Origin of the sequence: Mycobacterium sp. (assembly GCF_044370595.1) — a bacterium.
Taxonomy (GTDB): Bacteria; Actinomycetota; Actinomycetes; order Mycobacteriales; family Mycobacteriaceae; genus Mycobacterium.
In genome coordinates, this window is the sequence record NZ_JBILVF010000001.1 from 42,467 (window position 1) to 59,881 (window position 17,415).

Consider the following 17,415-nt stretch of genomic DNA (forward strand, 5'->3'; position numbering starts at 1 on the left):
ACTCTGCCGGTCAGCGGGTGAAGAACCGGTGAGAGTCCGCTCGGTGCAGCAGATAGATCCCGCCCGCAATGAAAACCGAACCGAAGATGCCGGTGACGGCGTAGATCACCGCGGGCAGCGGCGGTCTGGGCGGGCCGAACAGCCCTGCGACCGTGACGAAGATGGTGACCAGTCCGCCGCTGGTGAGCAGCGTTCGGGCCCACCGGTAGCCCGACCGCAGCAGGGCCAGAAAACCCACCACCACCCCGCCGAGAATGGCGACGACGAATGCGGTGGTGACGAACACGAACGGCGATCCGGCATCCTTGGCGGCCACGTAGGCGTCGGCGAGTTGACCGATGACCATCAGCAGGACGGCGACCAACCAGAGCCAGAAACCGGTGTCGACGTCGGGCGGGCGCCCATCACCGGTCTGCTGCTGATCGGTCACGCCAGCCAACCCGCGGCCTCAGCCGCCCAGTAGCTCAGCACGATGTCGGCGCCGGCCCGGCGGATACAGGTCAAGGACTCCAGCGCAGCGGCACGCCCGTCCACCCAGCCGTTGGCCGCAGCCGCGCTGATCATCGCGTACTCCCCGGAGACCTGATAGGCCGCGACCGGCACGGGGGAGACCGCGGCGGCCGCCGCGACGACATCGAGGTAAGCCATCGCCGGCTTGACCATGACGATGTCGGCACCCTCCCCGACGTCGAGTAGTACCTCACGGACGGCCTCGCGGCCGTTGCCGCTGTCCTGCTGGTAGGAGCGGCGGTCGCCGGTCAGGCTGGAGGCCACGGCGTCCCGGAACGGGCCGTAGAACGCCGAGGCGAACTTGGCGGCGTAGGCGAGGATGGCCACGTCGGAGAAACCGGCAGCGTCCAGGCCGTCCCGGATGGCAGCCACCTGACCGTCCATCATTCCGCTCGGACCGACTACGTGCGCACCCGATTCGGCCTGGGCCACGGCAAGTTTGACGTAGGCAGCATTGGTCGCGTCGTTGTCGACCCGGCCACGTGCGTCCAGAACACCGCAGTGCCCATGGTCGGTGAATTCGTCCAGACAGGTATCTGCCATCAGGACGGTGGCGTCCCCGAGATCCTCGGCGAGGTCGCGCAGTGCGACGTTGAGAATCCCGTCCGGGCGGATCCCGCAGGAGCCGACGGCGTCCTTGTCCGCCTCGCGCGGCACCCCGAACAGCATCAATCCGCCGACCCCCGCCTCGACCGCGGCGGCTGCCGCCCGGCGAAGCGAGTCGCGGGTGTGCTGGAGGACACCGGGCATGGACGCGATCGGCTGCGCTTCCTCGAGGCCATCGGCCACGAACATCGGCAGCACCAGGTGCCGGGGTTCCAGGGACGTCTGAGCCACCAAACGGCGCAGGGCCGGGGTGGACCGCAGCCGTCGGGGGCGCTGCCGGGGGTATGTCATCGCTGTGCCGACTGTGCCGACTGGGCCGACCTAGCGGCGGCGGCTCTTCTTGCGCGGCGGCGGCAACGCGCCCTCGGACCGCAACCGGGCGGCATGCTCAGCCAGCGCTTCGACCAAAGGACCCACCGCCGCGGTTTCGGGCTGGACGTCCACCCGGAGGCCGAATTCCACCGCGGTCTCGGCGGTTTTGGGCCCGATGCAGGCGACGATGGTTCGGGCGTGCGGCTTGCCGGCGATGCCGACCAGGTTGCGCACCGTGGAACTGGACGTGAAGCAGACCGCGTCGAACCCACCGGTCTTGATCATCTCCCGGGTCTCCGCCGGCGGCGGGGCCGCGCGCACGGTGCGGTAGGCGGTGACATCCTCGATCTCCCAACCACGTTCCCGCAGACCCTCGGCCAAGGTTTCGGTGGCGATGTCTGCTCGCGGCAGCAGCACCCGGTTGACCGGGTCGAAAATGCTGTCGTACTCCGGGAATTCATCGAGCAGACCCAGGGAGGACTGCTCACCGGAGGGCACCAGTTCAGGGCTGATCCCGAACGCGCGAACCCGGTCGGCGGTCGACTCACCGACGCAGGCGATCTTGACCCCGGAGAAGGCCCGGGCATCCAGACCGAATTCGCCGAACTTCTCCCACACCGCACGTACCGCGTTGGTGGAGGTGAACACCACCCACTGGTAGCGGCCGTCGACGAGGCCCTTGACGGCGCGCTCCATCTGCGCCGGACTGCGTGGGGGTTCGACGGCGATGGTGGGCACCTCGATCGGCAGGGCGCCGTGCGCGATGAGCCGATCACTCATCTCACCGGCCTGCTCCTTGGTACGCGGCACCAGCACGGTCCAGCCGTACAGCGCACGACTCTCCCACCAGTTGAGTTTGGCGCGCGCGGTCACGGCCCGGCCGATGGTCACCACCAGCGGTCCGGCCAGCGGTCCGGCGGAGTCCCCGGCTCCCAGAGCCCGGTCGGTGAGGCCGTGCAGGGTCGATTCCACCGAACGCTGCCCGCAGGTGGTGCCCTGGGCACTCACCACGCACGGGGTGCTCTCGGCAAGGCCGTACTCGATGAGCGAACGCGCCGCATCGGGCAGATGCGAGGACGTCGCAGTCAGGATCAGCGGACCGGGGGCGGCGGCCAGCGCAGCCCAGTCAACCTCACCGCGCACATCGGCGACGGTGTGGGTGGACCCCAGCGGCAACCCCGCGTAGGTGGGCACCGCGACGGTGGCCGGAAGGCCGGGCACGATCTCGAACGGCAGATGGGTCTTGGACACCGCGGTCACCTCGGCGCCGACCGCGTCCACCGACAGTGGGTCTCCGGCGACCAGCCGGACCACATCGACACCGGTTTTGGCCTCGGCCACCAGGGTCTTGGCCACTTCGGCCGGCTCACCGAGTGCCGGGCGGATATCCGGCCCGGCGCTGACCACCGGCGAATCCCCACCGGCGCCGTCGGGCGCCGGTCCGGCAGCGGGCGGCAGGTCGGTACCGACGAGTCGGAGCACCGCCTCCGGCACGTCGGGGTCGGTGAATACGCATGCGGCGTTGGCCAGGACGGTGCGCGCCCGCGTCGTCAGCAGACCCGGGTCACCGGGGCCGGAGCCGACGAACGTGATGCGTCCCGGCTTCGCCTTGCGCCCTCTCGGGGTCACGTGACCAGTCATAGCCTCTCCTGATCCACCGTTGTCACGGCAGTTCCCGCTCGTGCGACATGACCTCCCGCGCGCCCAGTTCGACCAACTCCGCGGCGACCGAGAGCCCCAGCTCTGCGGCCCGGCCGGGAGTGCCGATGCCAGACGCACGGATCACGTCGGATCCGTCTACTGCCGCCACGCAAGCGCGTAGCGACAGTTCCTCGAAGACACGGTCGTCATCATCGATGGACTCGACCACCTCAGCGATCGCGCCCACCGGTGCGGAACAACCCGCCTCCAAGTCGGCCAGCAGGACTCGCTCGGCGGTGACCGCGGCGCGGGTGTCGGGGTCATCCAACTCCGCCAACAGCGCCGCAAGCCCGGTGTCGCCGGATCGGCATTCCACCGCCAGCGCTCCCTGAGCAGGTGCTGGCAACATCTGCACCGGCTCCAGCGTCTCAGTGACATCGCCGAGTCGACCGAGTCTGGCCAGACCCGCCCGAGCGACCACGATGGCATCGAAATCACCGCTGCTTACCCTGTTCAACCTGGTATCCAGGTTGCCTCTTAGGGGGCGGATTTCCAAACCGAGACCCAGTGCTCTAAGCTGCGCCGCCCGCCGGATCGACGAGGTCCCGATCACCGATCCGACCGGCAACTCCCCGAGCACCAGACCGTCCCGGGCTACCAGGGCGTCGCGGGGGTCCTCCCGAGGCGGAACTGCGGCGATGACGAACCGTTCGTCGGCGGCGGTGGGCAGATCCTTGTAGGAGTGCACCGCCATGTCGACCCGACCCTCGGCGATCGCCTCCCGGAGTGCGGCGGTGAACACCCCGACGCCGATCTCGACGACAGGCGCCGAGGACCGGTCACCGGCGGTGCTGACGATCACCAGTTCGGCGTCATGACCGCGCGCGACGAGTTGGTCCCGGATCGCCCCGGCCTGGGTGGTGGCCAGTAGGCTGCCGCGGGTACCGATCCGGATCAAGCGTCGGAATCCGTTGGGCGCAGCACCATTTCACCGGCGGCCACGGCATCGACCGCCTGCGGATCGAGTTCGAACAGCTCCCGTAGCGCCTCGGCATAGGTGTCGGCGCCCGGGGCCCCGGCCAGTTGTTTGACCCGCACGGTCGGGGCGTGCAGCAGCTTGTCGACCACCCGGCGCACGGTGCTGGCGACCTCCTGGCGCTGGTCGTCGTCCAAGCTGGGCAGCCGGCTCTCCAGCCGCAGCAACTCGGCCTCCACCAGATCGGCGGCACGTTGGCGCAGCGCGGTGACGGTTGGGGTGACCTCGGCCATCCGCTGGCTGGCCAGATAGCTGGCGACCTCGGCGGCGACGATCCGGCGGGCGGCCTCGGCGTCGTCGGCGGCAGCCCGGGCCGACGGTTCACGCTGAACCCGGTCCATGTCGACCACCCAGACGCCGGGCAGTCCGGCGACGGCGGGGTCGACGTCGCGGGGCATGCCCAGATCACACAGCACCAGCGGTGTGGTCAGTTCATCGCGCTGCGAGGCGGCCAGTGCGTGGTGCACATCGGCCAACGACACCACCGGCCGCACCGCTCCGGTGCAGCTGACCACCACGTCGGCGTCGACCAGGGCGGCGGGCAGCTGGTCCAACGTCCAGGCGTGGGCGGTGACGCCCTGCTCGGTGAGGCCGGCCGCCAGACGTTGAGCGCGCGGCAATGACCGGTTGACCACGTTGATGTGACCCACCCCGGCGCGGACCAGATGCGCCGCGGTGAGGCTGCCCATGGAGCCGGCACCGATCACGGTGGCGGTCCGCCCGGCCAGCGCGGTGTAGGACGGTCCCAGTTCAGGCCGGTAGAGCCGCTCGGCCGCGACGTGCAGGGCCACCGAGACCACGCTGCCCCCGGCAGCGTCGATGGAGGTCTCTGAGTGCACCCGCTTGCCCACCGACAGTGCCCGCTGCGACAGATCGTGCAGGACCCGCCCCACGGTCCGGTTGGCTTCGGCGGTGGCGTAGGCCCGGCGGACCTGGCCGAGCACCTGCTGCTCGCCGACCACCGCGCTGTCCAGGCCGCTGGCGACGGCAAAAAGATGCTCGACGGCCGCTTCGCTGTAGCGCACGTAGGCGTGTTTGGTCAGATCACCCATCGACAGACCCGAGCGCTCGGCGAGGACCTGCCCGATCGCGGAAAGTCCGCCGTGGAATGCCTCCACGACCGCGTAGACCTCGACCCGGTTGCAGGTGGACAGCAACATGGCCTCGGTCACCAACGGGGACTGCAGCACCTGCTGGATCAGCTTGGCCTGGTCGGACTCGTCGGCGGAGAGCTGCTCGAGGACCGACACCGGAGCGCTGCGGTGAGACACCCCGAACAACAGGACGCTCACGGCACGATCACCTGGCTTGCTCCCTCGAGGCGGCGGAATGGCTCCCGGCTGGTGTTTCTGGGGAGAGAAACTACTCGCAACGGTAATCCGCGCGCAGCGGCCCGATCAAATTCGCTTCGTGACGTCGGCGCGCAATCGGGGCTCGTCGACATCCCAGTAGCTGTGCTCACGGCCGTCGAGCAGGATCACCGGCAGCCGGTCGCCGAACTCCGCCCGCAGCGCCGGTTCGCCGGCCGCCGCCGCGGCGTCGACGTCGGTGCTGGACAACTCGAAGTCCAGTTCGGCGGCCAGCTCGGCCAATCGGCGGTATGCCCGCTCGCACAGCCCGCAGCCGGACCGGGTGAGCAGTTCAACATGTGCGCGGCTCATCACCGGCCAGTCTGGCATCCACCGATAGGGTGAACAGCATGGGATCCGGGGACGAGCAGCCTCGCGCCGCGGAGGCCAGCGCCCAGCGGGCGGTCGAGGGACTGGTGACCGAGGCCCGGCTGGACAGCCTGTCCGCTGATCCGATCCCGCCACAGCGTGATCTGACCGCAGCGGCGTTCTTCGACGTCGACAACACCCTGGTTCAGGGGTCGTCGCTGGTGCACTTCGGCCGCGGCCTGGCCGCTCGCAAATACTTCCGGTACGGCGAGGTGTGGAAGTTCATCTATGCGCAGGCCAAGTTCCAGCTGACCGGCCGGGAGAACAGCGAGGACGTCGCCGAGGGCCGACGCAAGGCGCTGGCGTTCATCGAGGGCCGCACCACCACGGAGTTGAGCGTGCTCGGCGAGGAGATCTACGACGAGATCATCGCCGACAAAATCTGGCCGGGCACCCGGGCGCTGGCGAGGGCGCACCTCGACGCCGGTCAGCAGGTGTGGCTGGTCACCGCGACCCCTTACGAGCTGGCCGAGGTCATCGCTAGGAGGCTGGGGCTGACCGGGGCGATGGGAACGGTGGCCGAATCGGTGGACGGGGTGTTCACCGGACGACTGGTCGGCGACATCCTGCACGGGCTGGGCAAGGCCCACGCGGTGCGGGCGCTGGCGATCCGCGAGGGGCTGAACCTCAAACGCTGCACCGCCTACTCCGACAGTTTTAACGACGTTCCGATGCTCTCGCTGGTGGGTACCGCGGTGGCGGTCAACCCCGACGCCGACCTTCGCGAACTGGCACGGGAAAAGGGTTGGGAGATCAGGGATTTCCGTACCGCTCGTAAAGCAGCGAAGATCGGGGTGCCCTCCGCGCTGGCCCTCGGCGCAGTCGGTGGCGCCGTCGCCGCGGCTGTGTCGCGCCGCCACGAGAACGACTGAAGCCCCGAACTCAAGGCCGACGTCGGCCGGCAGCACGACGCGATAAACTCGCCCAATGTCCTTTGCCAGCGACATCATCGGCACCCACTACCGCTACCCGGACTACTACCTGGTGGGCCGCGAGAAGATCCGCGAGTACTGCAACGCGGTCCAGTGCAAGGATCCGATCAGCCTGGACGGGGAGGCGGCTCGCGCCGCCGGCTACCCCGATGTGGTGGCCCCGCTGACCTTCATCGCGATCCCCGGACGCCAAGTCCAGCTGGACATCTTCCGCAACTTCGACGTCGGCATCAACATCGCCCGGGTGATCCACCGCGACCAGAAGATCACTTATCACCGTGCAATCTGTGCCGGGGACAAGCTGTACTTCGACTCCTGGCTGGAATCGGTGGTCGAGTCCTTCGGTGCCGTCATCAGCACGCTGCGAACCGAGGTGACCGACGCCGAGGGCAAGCCGGTGATGACGACCTTGGTCACGATGTTCGGTGAATCCGCAGGGTCCGAGGAGGACAACGCGCAGGTGGCGGCGATCGCCGCGGCGGCGCTGGGCCGAAAGAACTGATCAGCCCAGGAAGGTATTGCGCCGCTGACTGAGCAGGCCGAACAGCGTCTGCTGGATGGTCTCGCGCACCTGATCGGTGATCTCGAAGGTGACCATCGGGTCGTCGGCGGCATGCTCGTCGTAGCCGCTGGTGTCGATCGGGTCGCCGAAGGCGATGTGCCACTTCGACGGTAACGGCATCAAACCGGCCGGCCCCGCCAGCGGGAACAGCGGAGTGATCGGGAAGTAGGGCACCCCGAGCACCCGGGCGAGCAACTTGACGTCGGCCAGCATCGGGTAGATCTCCTCGGAGCCGACGATGGAGCACGGGATGATCGGAGCCTTGGCGCGCAGTGCCGCCGACACGAAGCCGCCGCGGCCGAACCGCTGCAGTTTGTAGCGGTCCCGGAACGGCTTGCCCAGGCCCTTGTAGCCCTCCGGGAACACCGCGGTGAGTTCCCCGTTGCCCAGGAGCCGATTGGCGTCGGTGTTGCAGGCCATGGTGTGCCCAGCCTTGCGGGCGACCGGGCCCAGCACCGGCAAGTCGAAGAGCATGTCGGCGGCCAGCAGTCGCAGAGTGCGGTGCGCCGAGTGGTGGTCGTGGACCGCGACAGCCAGCATCGGTCCGTCGAAGGGCAGGGTGCCGGCGTGGTTGGCCACCACCAGGCCCGGCCCGGTGCTGGGCAGGTTCTCGATCCCGCTGACCTCGACGCGGAACCACGTGTCGTAGAAGAACCGCAGCGTCGGCAAAACCACCGCATCGTTGTAGTCAGGATCGAAACCGAACTCATCGACGATGTAGTCGCCGGTGAGCCGTTTGCGCAGGAACTCGGCAAGACCGGCGATGCGGGTGATGAGATCGCTGTGGTCGGACTCGCTGCCGCGCTGCCCGATCTCCCGGATGACGGCATCGAGGTTCTCGTCGACACCCGGCGACGGCGCCGCCGGCGAACCCTTCCGAGCACCGGATCGGGACGAATCACCGTGCAGCGGAATGACTTTTGCTTTCTCACCGGACACAGCTACACCCCCCGACTCTCACTTGCTTGGCTTCCCAGTCGCTGCACCAAGTCCAGCGCGCGGCCCTCCAGAGAGCGTACCCACTCGGTGTCGACGATAGGCGTAAGGCCCCGCCCTCGGACGAAGTCGTCAAATGCTTCCATCGTGGTCCACTTCGGTTGGAAGCCCAGTTCGGCGCGCATCCGGGTGGTGTCCATCACACGGCCGTAGCTCAGATAGTCGAGTTGATCCCGATTGAGCTCACTGTTCATCGTCGCTTTGCGTACCGAGTCGGCCAGACGCACCGCGAAGGTGGGCACCGCCAGGGGCAACCGGCCGGCCCGCCGGATGGCCTGCGACATCATGATTATGCCGTCAGCACCGATGTTGAAGGTTCCGGCCCGGCCCGCCATGGTGGCGCGTTCCAGGGCCCCCAACGCATCCTGCTCGTGCAGCAACTGCAGTCGTGCGTCGTGGCCGAACACCGTCGGCACCACCGGTCCGGTCAGGTAACGGGCCAGCGCGGTGTCCATCGCCGGGCCGATCATGTTGGCCAACCGGAGGATGGTCACGGCGATGTCCGGCCGGCGCCGGGCCAGCCCACGGGCATAGCCCTCGATGTCGAGGCTGTCATGCGCGAAGCCCTCACCGAGTGGGCGACGGCTGCTGCTGTCCTCGGTGTGCACCACCGGGTCGTAGGGGTGCGACCCGTAGACCTCCGAGGTGGACTTCAAGATGACCCGGCGCACCGTCGGCGCTTTCTGGCAGGCCGCGAACAGCTGCATGGCCCCCATCACATTGAGCTCTTTGAGGGTCGCTCTTCCCCCGGACCGCGGGGCGTAGGAGGCGGCCGCCGCGTGGACGACGGTGTCGACGTCGCTGTTGCGGATCACTTTGGCGATGAACGGATTGCGGATGTCGGCGCGGACGAACTCCGCGCGCCCCATCCGACGTTGCAGATCCTTGCTGGGGGCGATCGCATCGACCGCGATGACTTTGTTGATCAGCGGGTTCTGCGCCAACCGCGCGGTGAGGTAGCCGCCGAGGAACCGACAGGCACCGGTCACCAGCACCACGTTGGGGTAGTGCGGCGCGTCAACACCGGGGCGGCCGGAATCCATGCGCTAAAGCCTATCGGTCGAGAGCCCGACCGGCATGCATGGCGCCGGCCGCGGCAGCCAGTGCTGGTGCGGGGGTTACTTACCGAGTTTTCTGCGCTGGACCCGGGTGCGACGCAGCAGCTTGCGGTGCTTCTTCTTGGACATGCGCTTGCGCCGCTTTTTGATGACTGAACCCATGAACTCCGCTACCTCAGTGCCAAAACGCCCCGTTGGGGCGTGCCTCCGTCGATGGCCCATCGAGGACCCTGTGTCGGGCTCACACCTTACCCATGCAAACCGCGGGGCCGTTAGTCGGCTGTCCCCCGCGCTCCTCCCCGTGCCCCGGGGGGCGAATCGTCACCCGGCGTCGAAGTAGGAGGTCTCGAGCAGATCGTGGACGGCTTTGGCGTGAACCCGAAAGGACCGACCCACCCGCACCGCGGGCAACTCGCCGTTGTGGACCAGCCGGTAGACCGTCATCTTGCTGACGCGCATGAGGGCGGCAACTTCAGCGACGGTCAGAAACTGTGTCCTCGTCACCGGCTGCCCCTCGGCCGCACCGGCGTCGCGCGCCGACTTTCCGCCAGCGGAATCCCGCCCATTCATAGACGTCATCGCAACCCAATCGGTCAGGCGCGGACAGTTCCAGCGGCTTCCCCACCGCTGGCACCAACCCGTGCGTTAGAAGGAGAATAGCGTGGCCAATGGTGTTACTGCGACGGGTGTTTGTTAATCCGCCAGAGAATTCTCAAACTACTCAGATGTAATTCCAAGCTGCTCAGAGCGGGTTTTCGCGGCCTCCACCGCGGCGGCGACGGCGGCCCGCAAACCACCCCGCTCGAGTTCACGCAGGCCAGCAGCGGTTGTACCGCCCGGGGAGGTCACCAGCGCACGCAATTCCGCTGCCGAGGTATCCGGCCGACCGGATCGGTCCCGCTGGGCGGCCTCGGTGCGATCCAGCAGCATCGCCGCCGATCCGGCCAGCGTCTGAACCGCAAGGTCGGTGGCCACCGTCCTGGCCAGGCCGCTGGCCACCGCCGCGTCGACTAACGCTTCGATGAACAGGAACACGTACGCCGGACCGGACCCGGAGACCGCGGTGACGGCGTCCATCTGGCCTTCGGAAACGGTCAGCACCGCGCCGACACATTCGAAGAGTTCGGCCGCCGCACCCAACTGCTCTGCGGTGGCGAATCGGCCGGCGGCCAGCGCGCTGACTCCTGCCCCGACCAAGGCGGGGGTGTTGGGCATCACCCGGATGACCGGAGAGCCGGCCGGCAGTCGGGATTCGTAAAATCCGGTCGTCACTCCGGCGATCACACTGACGAGCACCTGCTCGACGGTGTTGCCTTCGGCTTTTGTTGCCGCATCGGCGATCTCGGCGATCACCGATTCGGCGTCACCCGGCTTGACCGCCAGGATCACGAACGCGGCGTTCTCTACCGCGTCGGCCAAGTCGGTCACCCGCACGGCATAGGTCTGCGACAGGTGGGCGGCCCGGCCGGACGATTTCTCTGCAACGACCAGGTCGCGGGTCGGGCGGCCGGCTTTGAGCAGCCCTGCCAGCAACGCCTCGCCCATGTTGCCGCCACCGATGATCGCAATCCTGGCCATAGCGCAGCACCCTACCGACCTGGCACCAACGCAAGCTGGCGGGTTTGCACGACTATGCGCCCCGTGCTGTCGACGACGGTGTGGTCCGCGTCGAACCAGTCCTGGCCGATCTGGGTGGCGGTGCAGAGCACCCGCAGCCACCCGTCGGCGGGTAGCGCCCGCAGATAGGCGGTCAGTTGGACGGTCGGAGCCCAACCGCGACGGCCGACTGCGTACGACACCGGCAACGAGATATCTCCGCACATGAGGGCGAAGAACTCGTCGACCGCACCCTCTTTGGGGCGCACCCAGAAGGTGAACATCAACGGTTGGTCGCTGCCGAGTTCCTCGATAACCCTCGGGTGGATGGCACAACCACGCGCCAGGTTGTTGATCGCGGCACCTGGGTGGCCCGGACCGATCACCGGCACGTCCGCCGGCGGTTCGGCAGGAACCTGGGCACACAGCGGCGCGTCGAACCACAGGGGCTGCGCGTCGTGTTCGGGCTCCCCGAGGGTGACCGCCGCATGCACGCACGAGCGGTCGCCCTGAAGCAGTTCGACATCCACGAGTCCAATGCGACGGCCCCGCTTGCGCACCGCGGTGACCAGACGCACGGCGCCGGGATCGGGCGCGGACAGAAAGTTCACCGAGACGGCCACCGGGTGGGCCCCCTCGTCGGTTGCCCTGTCGCCGGGTCCCCGGTTGTAGGCGACCCGCGCGGCCTTGGCGCACAACGCAACCATCACCCCGCCGTGCACCTTAGGCCCGATGGTCCAATTCTCGTTGAGATCGGCCCCGAACTCAGCCCCGGCGTGCGGTCCGCTGACCGGGCGCAACGCCATCGCATCGGAGAACCGCGGGATCGCCGTCTTCATCCAGAGTGCCCTTTCCTCACCGGAGCAGGTGGGTGCGGGCGAACTCTAGCGACTCGGTGAGCAGGACCTCGCGTTCGGCTTTGGACCGTGCGCCGGAGGTGGTGACCTCCAGAACGACGTGACCGGCGAAGTCGCTGCCCGCCAGCATCTGGCAGACCTCGTGGGTGGGTTGGGTGCCGCGGCCGGGCACCAGGTGTTCGTCGGTGGAGGCGCCGTTGCCGTCGCAGAGGTGCAGATGTACCAGGCCCTCACCCATTCGGCGGGCCATGTCCAAGGCATCGGTTCCGGCCGTCGCGGTGTGCGAGAGATCCAGCGTGTAATGGGCGTGGTTACCGTCCAGCGGGTCATAGGACGGGGCGAACGCCGACACCGCCGCCCCGGGGCGCCCGCCGCGGCGACGCATCCGTTCGATGGAGGACTGCCCGGATCCGAAAAACCGGTCGGCCCGGAACGGGAACATGTTCTCCACCGCGACCATGACGTCGCTGCGTTCCTCCAGCCAGGCCACCTGCTCGCTGAAGCCTTCGGCGTAGCGGCGCTGCCAGCGAAACGGCGGATGCACCACGACTGTCTGCGCGCCGAGTCGCTCGGCCGCCTGCACGCTGCGGTCGAGTTTGGAAATCGGATCCGAACCCCATACCCGCTGCGAGATCAACAGGCAGGGGGCGTGCACCGACAGCACGGGAACACCGTAGCGGCGAGACATCTGTGAGATGGCGCCGATGTCCTGGCTGACCGGCTCGGCCCAGACCATCAACTCGACGCCGTCGTAGCCCAATTCTGCGGCGTACTCGAAGGCGGCCTCGGTTTTGAGTGGATAGACCGATGCCGTCGACAGGCCGACTTTGATGGCTGGGCGCACTGTTTCAGTGGGGTCGCATGGTCAGTAGGTCGCAGGGTCAGGTGGACTGCAGCGCCAGGGGACCCAATGTCACCAGCAAGCCCACGGCTACCGCGGTCAGGGTGCTGACGATGTCCTCGGTCTTGCGCACGAACCGGACAGCGGCAGCCAGCGTCAACACCACCAAAACCGAAAGAACCAGCGCAGCAAGGTTATTCCACCGCCACAGCTGATCGAAACCGATGAACAACCCGGCGCCGAACACCACGGCGACCAGTGACTGAAGCACTGCCACCACGCTGCCCCACAGCGTGCCGACAACCCCGCGCGGCCGCACCGCGACCGCAGTCGAGACTGCTGCCTCGGGACCACTCTCGTCGAACTCCTCATCGGACTCGGCGGTGATACCGCGCCGGGCCAGGTCGTCGGCGACAGTCCCGCCGGAGAACAGCGTGTCCGTCGATGCGCGCAAATAGGAGCGCGACTCCTCGACATCACCGGCAGGCTCATCGACGAGGTCGGCGAGATTCACCGATTCGTCCACGGGGTCGTAGGCCATCTGCTCGGCACCGGAGGATCGGCGCAGCGGGCGGGGGTCGCGGCTGAGTTCGGGTCCACCGGAGCGACGAGGCACGGGGACACTGGACAGCGGCGGGGGCGTGGCACGGGTCGGCGCCGACTCGACAGCCGCGGGGTCCGCGTAGACCACGGCGGCATCTGGGTATTCGCTGCCGTCTGTCGCCGGCTGCTCGTAGGCGGTTCCGGCGGACACCGACTCGTAGACGGCCTCCTGGTAAGCAGGCTCCTCGTAGACCGGCTCCGCGTGAACCCTCTCCTCGTAAACCGGCCCAACGTAGACCGGCTCCGCGGAATCCGCCTCCTCGTACACCACACCCGCGGAATCCGAGTCCTCGGCCGGAACCACCGGAATCTCGCCAGTTCGGATCACCGGAATCTCGCCGGTCAGTTCCGCGACGGACAGCCCGTCGCTGTTCCTGCGCGCCCGCCGCCGGCGCCGGCCGCCAACCGGCGGCGACCCGATGGTGCCGTTGCGGGCCAGTAACTCCGCGACCGAGACCGGCCGTTCATCTGGTGCGCTCATCTGTCCCTCCTCTCAATCGGCCCGCGCCGCCTGTACCAACGCGGACCCGTCGGCCTCACTGTCCAATCGGCGCAGAATGATGCCCTCGCGCAGCGCCCACGGACAGATCTGCACCGCGTCCAACGCCAGTGCTCGCATACTCGCCTCCGCCACCAGGGCACCGGCCACGATCTGGGGGGCCCGCTCAGCACTGACCCCTTCCAGATCGGCACGGTCTGCAGTGGTCATCCTAGAGATGAACGCAATGAGCTGCCGAAGGCCGTTGGCGGTCAGCACCCTGTTGACCCGGGGTCCGGCCGCCGAGGGGGCCGCCCCGGTCAGCCGGGCCAGCGAACGAAACGTTTTGGAGGTCCCCACGGCAAGGTCGGGCGGACCTGCATCGACCAGGGTTTGGGCGGCTTCGGCCAGCTCACTGTCAAGCCAGTCCCGAAGCATCGCCACCCGCCGTCTGCCCGGGGGATCGTCGGGCAGCCACTCGCGGGTCAGCCGGCCGGCACCCAACGGAAGCGTCAGCGCGACGTCGGGCTCCTCATCGACGCCCGAGGACAACTCCAGGGACCCGCCGCCGATGTCCAGGTCGATGATTCGGCCGGCGCTCCAGCCGAACCAGCGGCGCACCGCCAGAAAGGTCAGCCGCGCTTCGTCGACGCCACCGAGAACCTGGACGTCGACCCCGGTCTCGGCGCGTACCCGCGCCAACAGGTCGTCGCAGTTCGCGGCGTCACGCACGGCGGAGGTTGCGAACGCCATCACGTCCGCGCACCCGGAGCTACGGGCGATTTTGGCGAATTCGCCGACGGTTGAGACCAGCATGTCCGCGCCCCGGCGGGTCAGCCTGCCGGAGTTGTCGATCGATTCGGCGAGGCGCAGGGGCTCCTTGGTCGAACTCATCGGAGTGGGGTGCCCGCCCCGGTGCGCATCTACCACCAACAGATGCACCGTGTTGCTGCCCACATCGAGCACGCCCAATCGCACGAGCTACAACCTAGCGGGCGGGGTGGTCTACCGTTGGACTCCGTGACACGCAGGCACCCTGGCGAGGTCGATCTGGACTTTCCCCGCGAGTGGGTGGAGTTCTACGACCCGGCCAACCCGGAGCATCTGATCGCCGCGGATCTGACCTGGCTGCTGTCGAGTTGGACGTGTGTCTTCGGTACGCCCGCCTGCCAGGGAACCGTCGAAGGCCGGCCCGACGACGGGTGCTGTTCGCACGGGGCGTTTCTATCCGACGACGACGACCGGGCCAACCTCGACGATGCCGCCGCGAAACTGACGGACTCCGACTGGCAGTTCCGCGACAAAGGCCTGGGACGCAAGGGTTACCTGGAGATGGACGCCTATGAGGGCAAACCGAATCTGCGGACCCGCAAATACAAGGGCGCCTGCATCTTTCTGAACCGCCCCGGCTTCCCTGGCGGGATCGGCTGCGCACTGCACAGCAAGGCACTCAAACTCGGCGTCGAGCCGATGACGATGAAACCTGAGGTGTGCTGGCAGCTTCCGATCAGGCGCACCCAGGAGTGGGTGACCCGGCCCGACGGCAGCGAGATCCTCAAGACCACGCTCACCGAATACGACCGGCGCGGCTGGGGTGAGGGCGGAGTGGACCTGCACTGGTACTGCACCGGAGACCCTGCTGCGCACGTGGGAAAGAAGCAGGTGTGGCAGACCTATGCACCTGAACTCACCGAACTGCTCGGCGAGAAGGCTTATGCGGAACTGGCCGGAATGTGCAAGCGACGCCGCGGATTCCCGCTGATCGCGGTTCATCCGGCGACCCAGGCCGCCGGTCGCGGCTAGCCTTCCAGCTTGTAACCCAGCCCGCGGACGGTCACCAGACGCACCGGGTTGGCCGGATCGACCTCGATTTTGGACCGCAGGCGTTTGACGTGGACGTCGAGGGTTTTGGTGTCCCCGACGTAGTCCGCGCCCCACACCCGGTCAATCAGCTGACCGCGGGTCAGCACCCGGCCCTTGTTGCGCATCAGGAAGGCGAGAAGCTCGAATTCCTTGAGCGGCATCGGTATCGGCTTGCCCTCGACACTGACTATATGGCGCTCGATATCCATCCGCACCGGCCCCGCCTCCAGCACCACATCGCCCGCATCGGATTCACTGCCGCGCCGCAGCACCGCCCGGATACGGGCGATGAGTTCACGCGCCGAATACGGCTTGGTGACGTAGTCGTCAGCCCCCAGTTCCAGGCCGAGCACCTTGTCGATTTCGCTGTCCCGGGCGGTCACCATGATCACCGGGACGCTGGATCGGGCCCGCAGATGCTTGCAGACCTCCGTCCCGCTCATACCGGGCAGCATCAGGTCGAGCAACACGATGTCGGCGCCGGAACGGTCGAACTCGGCCAGCGCCGCGGGCCCGTCGGCCACCACGGTCGCCTCGAATCCCTCCTTGCGCAGCAGATAGGCAAGCGGTTCGGCCAGCGACTCCTCGTCCTCGACGATCAACACCTGAATCACTGCTCCTCCTGATCTCCATTGTCGTCGGCGTCTTGGCCGCCGTAGGCGGGAATTGACAAGGTGAACGTCGAACCGGTTCCACGCCTGCTCCAGAGCCGGATATTGCCGTTGTGGTTGGCGGCGACGTGCTTGACGATGGCCAATCCCAGTCCGGTCCCACCGGTGGCGCGCGACCGTGCCTTGTCGACGCGGAAGAACCGCTCGAACACCCTCTCCTGATCTTCGAGGGCAATTCCGATGCCACGATCGGTCACGGCGATCTCGACCATATCGCCGTGCCGACGGCGGCTGATCGACACCGTCGAACCCCTCGGCGAATATGCAATCGCATTGGAGATGAGGTTGGCGATCGCAGTGACCAGCAGGGCTTCGTCGCCCAGCACCTGCAGCCCGGTCTCATCGTCGATCTTGACGGTGATGTTTTCCTTCTCCGCGACTACCTTGTGGCGGGAAATCGCCTCCTGTACAACAGTATCGACATCGACGGCCACCAAATCCGGCAGTCGTTCGGCGCCCTGCAGCCGGGACAGCTCGATCAGCTCACCGACCATATTGGCCAGCCGCTGCGACTCGGTGTAGATCTTGCCGCCGAACCGCTGCACGGTGTCCGGATCGTCGGTGGACTCCAGCAGCGCCTCGGACAGCACTGCCATCGCAGCAACCGGGGTCTTGAGTTCGTGACTCACGTTAGCGACGAAGTCCCGCCGGCTGGCCTCCATACGGACCTGCTCGGACTGGTCATCGAGGTAGACGACCGCCATTCGCGGAGACTGATCACTGAGCAGACGGATCGTGCCGTGCACCGCCAGACCAGCGCGCCGTCCCGAGAGTCCCCGCGGGGCAGACAGATCCACCTCGGTGTCCTGACCGGTGGCCAGGGTTCGCTGCACGACTTTCCACAACCGCTCGTCGAGCACACCGTCGCGCATCACACCCATTTCGGAGACCCGACTGTTCATGACCGGCACCCCCCGGGTGGAGTCGACCACCAGGACGCCGACCGGAGCGTTGGAGACCGTGCGCTGCAGGATCTCCGCCACCGTGCGCCCGGCCTCAGTATCGGCGGACCGACGTCGCCGGGCCGAGGACATCGCGCGGGTCGCAATCGAGCCGAGCGCGAGGCCCACCAGTCCGGTGAGGACCGCGAGCGCGACCGCGCTAACACTCACGCGGCAAAGCGTACGCATCCACC

20 protein-coding genes are annotated in these 17,415 nt (G+C 67.7%); 3 read left to right on the forward strand and 17 right to left on the reverse strand.

The window, feature by feature from the left end; genetic code table 11:
- Window positions 1–10: 10 nt before the first annotated feature.
- The 6 genes from ADBZ5N_RS00250 to ADBZ5N_RS00275 all read right to left on the reverse strand — a co-directional run bounded on the left by ADBZ5N_RS00250 (window position 11) and on the right by ADBZ5N_RS00275 (window position 5,766).
- Window positions 11–430 carry a hypothetical protein gene (locus ADBZ5N_RS00250; protein ID WP_526255472.1) on the reverse strand — a complete coding sequence of 140 codons (420 nt, stop codon included), beginning with the start codon at window positions 428–430 and terminating at the stop codon, window positions 11–13.
- Entirely contained in the window at window positions 427–1,407 is a 981-nt protein-coding gene (gene hemB / locus ADBZ5N_RS00255) for a porphobilinogen synthase (RefSeq protein ID WP_526255473.1), read from the reverse strand. Before hemB ends, ADBZ5N_RS00250 begins: the two co-directional genes overlap by 4 nt.
- Before the next feature lie 30 nt (window positions 1,408–1,437).
- Complete coding sequence (locus tag ADBZ5N_RS00260) at window positions 1,438–3,069, reverse strand: bifunctional uroporphyrinogen-III C-methyltransferase/uroporphyrinogen-III synthase (RefSeq protein ID WP_526255474.1); 1,632 nt, start codon at window positions 3,067–3,069, stop codon at window positions 1,438–1,440.
- Window positions 3,070–3,091: 22 nt separating this feature from the next.
- Window positions 3,092–4,027, reverse strand: a complete 936-nt coding sequence (gene hemC, locus ADBZ5N_RS00265) for a hydroxymethylbilane synthase (RefSeq protein WP_526255475.1) — start codon at window positions 4,025–4,027, stop codon at window positions 3,092–3,094.
- Complete coding sequence (locus tag ADBZ5N_RS00270) at window positions 4,024–5,397, reverse strand: glutamyl-tRNA reductase (RefSeq protein WP_526255476.1); 1,374 nt, start codon at window positions 5,395–5,397, stop codon at window positions 4,024–4,026. Before ADBZ5N_RS00270 ends, hemC begins: the two co-directional genes overlap by 4 nt.
- A 105-nt stretch (window positions 5,398–5,502) precedes the next feature.
- Window positions 5,503–5,766, reverse strand: a complete 264-nt coding sequence (locus tag ADBZ5N_RS00275) for a glutaredoxin family protein (protein WP_526255477.1) — start codon at window positions 5,764–5,766, stop codon at window positions 5,503–5,505.
- Window positions 5,767–5,804: 38 nt separating this feature from the next.
- On the opposite strand from ADBZ5N_RS00275, the gene ADBZ5N_RS00280 reads away from it, so the two are divergent.
- Together ADBZ5N_RS00280 and ADBZ5N_RS00285 are read left to right on the forward strand one after the other, a co-directional pair.
- On the forward strand, window positions 5,805–6,695 hold the full coding sequence (locus ADBZ5N_RS00280; protein ID WP_526255478.1) for an HAD family hydrolase: 891 nt from the start codon (window positions 5,805–5,807) through the stop codon (window positions 6,693–6,695).
- A gap of 55 nt (window positions 6,696–6,750) precedes the next feature.
- Window positions 6,751–7,257, forward strand: coding sequence for an FAS1-like dehydratase domain-containing protein (locus tag ADBZ5N_RS00285; RefSeq protein WP_526255479.1), 507 nt, complete (start codon window positions 6,751–6,753; stop codon window positions 7,255–7,257).
- On the opposite strand, the gene ADBZ5N_RS00290 is transcribed toward ADBZ5N_RS00285, so the two are convergent.
- From ADBZ5N_RS00290 to ADBZ5N_RS00330, 9 genes are all read right to left on the reverse strand, one after another.
- On the reverse strand, window positions 7,258–8,256 hold the full coding sequence (locus tag ADBZ5N_RS00290; protein ID WP_526255480.1) for a lysophospholipid acyltransferase family protein: 999 nt from the start codon (window positions 8,254–8,256) through the stop codon (window positions 7,258–7,260). It lies immediately after the preceding gene.
- Window positions 8,257–8,258: 2 nt separating this feature from the next.
- Window positions 8,259–9,356, reverse strand: a complete 1,098-nt coding sequence (locus ADBZ5N_RS00295) for an SDR family oxidoreductase (RefSeq protein WP_526255481.1) — start codon at window positions 9,354–9,356, stop codon at window positions 8,259–8,261.
- A 75-nt stretch (window positions 9,357–9,431) separates the two neighbouring features.
- Entirely contained in the window at window positions 9,432–9,533 is a 102-nt protein-coding gene (locus ADBZ5N_RS00300) for a 30S ribosomal protein bS22 (protein WP_003402602.1), read from the reverse strand.
- Between the two features lie 159 nt (window positions 9,534–9,692).
- Window positions 9,693–9,950: a helix-turn-helix domain-containing protein gene (locus tag ADBZ5N_RS00305; protein ID WP_509716252.1), complete on the reverse strand. Its 258-nt coding sequence runs from the start codon at window positions 9,948–9,950 to the stop codon at window positions 9,693–9,695.
- 138 nt (window positions 9,951–10,088) lie between these two features.
- Window positions 10,089–10,949 (reverse strand): pyrroline-5-carboxylate reductase, encoded by an 861-nt coding sequence (gene proC / locus ADBZ5N_RS00310; protein ID WP_526255482.1) that lies wholly within the window; start codon window positions 10,947–10,949, stop codon window positions 10,089–10,091.
- 11 nt (window positions 10,950–10,960) lie between these two features.
- Complete coding sequence (locus ADBZ5N_RS00315; protein WP_526255483.1) at window positions 10,961–11,806, reverse strand: acyl-CoA thioesterase; 846 nt, start codon at window positions 11,804–11,806, stop codon at window positions 10,961–10,963.
- 16 nt (window positions 11,807–11,822) lie between these two features.
- The gene (locus ADBZ5N_RS00320) at window positions 11,823–12,668 is read right to left on the reverse strand and encodes a sugar phosphate isomerase/epimerase family protein (RefSeq protein ID WP_526255484.1); all 846 of its coding nucleotides are present in this window, start codon (window positions 12,666–12,668) and stop codon (window positions 11,823–11,825) included.
- Between the two features lie 37 nt (window positions 12,669–12,705).
- A complete protein-coding gene (locus tag ADBZ5N_RS00325) occupies window positions 12,706–13,749 on the reverse strand; it encodes an Rv0497 family membrane protein (protein ID WP_526255485.1) in 1,044 nt (347 codons plus the stop codon).
- Window positions 13,750–13,761: 12 nt separating this feature from the next.
- Window positions 13,762–14,724, reverse strand: coding sequence for a Ppx/GppA family phosphatase (locus ADBZ5N_RS00330; RefSeq protein WP_526255486.1), 963 nt, complete (start codon window positions 14,722–14,724; stop codon window positions 13,762–13,764).
- Between the two features lie 42 nt (window positions 14,725–14,766).
- Here ADBZ5N_RS00330 and ADBZ5N_RS00335 point away from each other — a divergent pair, with 42 nt between their 5' ends.
- Entirely contained in the window at window positions 14,767–15,549 is a 783-nt protein-coding gene (locus ADBZ5N_RS00335; RefSeq protein WP_526255487.1) for a DUF3109 family protein, read from the forward strand.
- Here ADBZ5N_RS00335 and ADBZ5N_RS00340 read toward each other — a convergent pair.
- Together ADBZ5N_RS00340 and ADBZ5N_RS00345 are read right to left on the reverse strand one after the other, a co-directional pair.
- A complete protein-coding gene (locus tag ADBZ5N_RS00340; RefSeq protein WP_526255488.1) occupies window positions 15,546–16,223 on the reverse strand; it encodes a response regulator in 678 nt (225 codons plus the stop codon). The genes ADBZ5N_RS00335 and ADBZ5N_RS00340 overlap by 4 nt on opposite strands.
- Window positions 16,220–17,410 (reverse strand): sensor histidine kinase, encoded by a 1,191-nt coding sequence (locus ADBZ5N_RS00345; protein ID WP_526255489.1) that lies wholly within the window; start codon window positions 17,408–17,410, stop codon window positions 16,220–16,222. Before ADBZ5N_RS00345 ends, ADBZ5N_RS00340 begins: the two co-directional genes overlap by 4 nt.
- Window positions 17,411–17,415 lie beyond the last annotated feature (5 nt).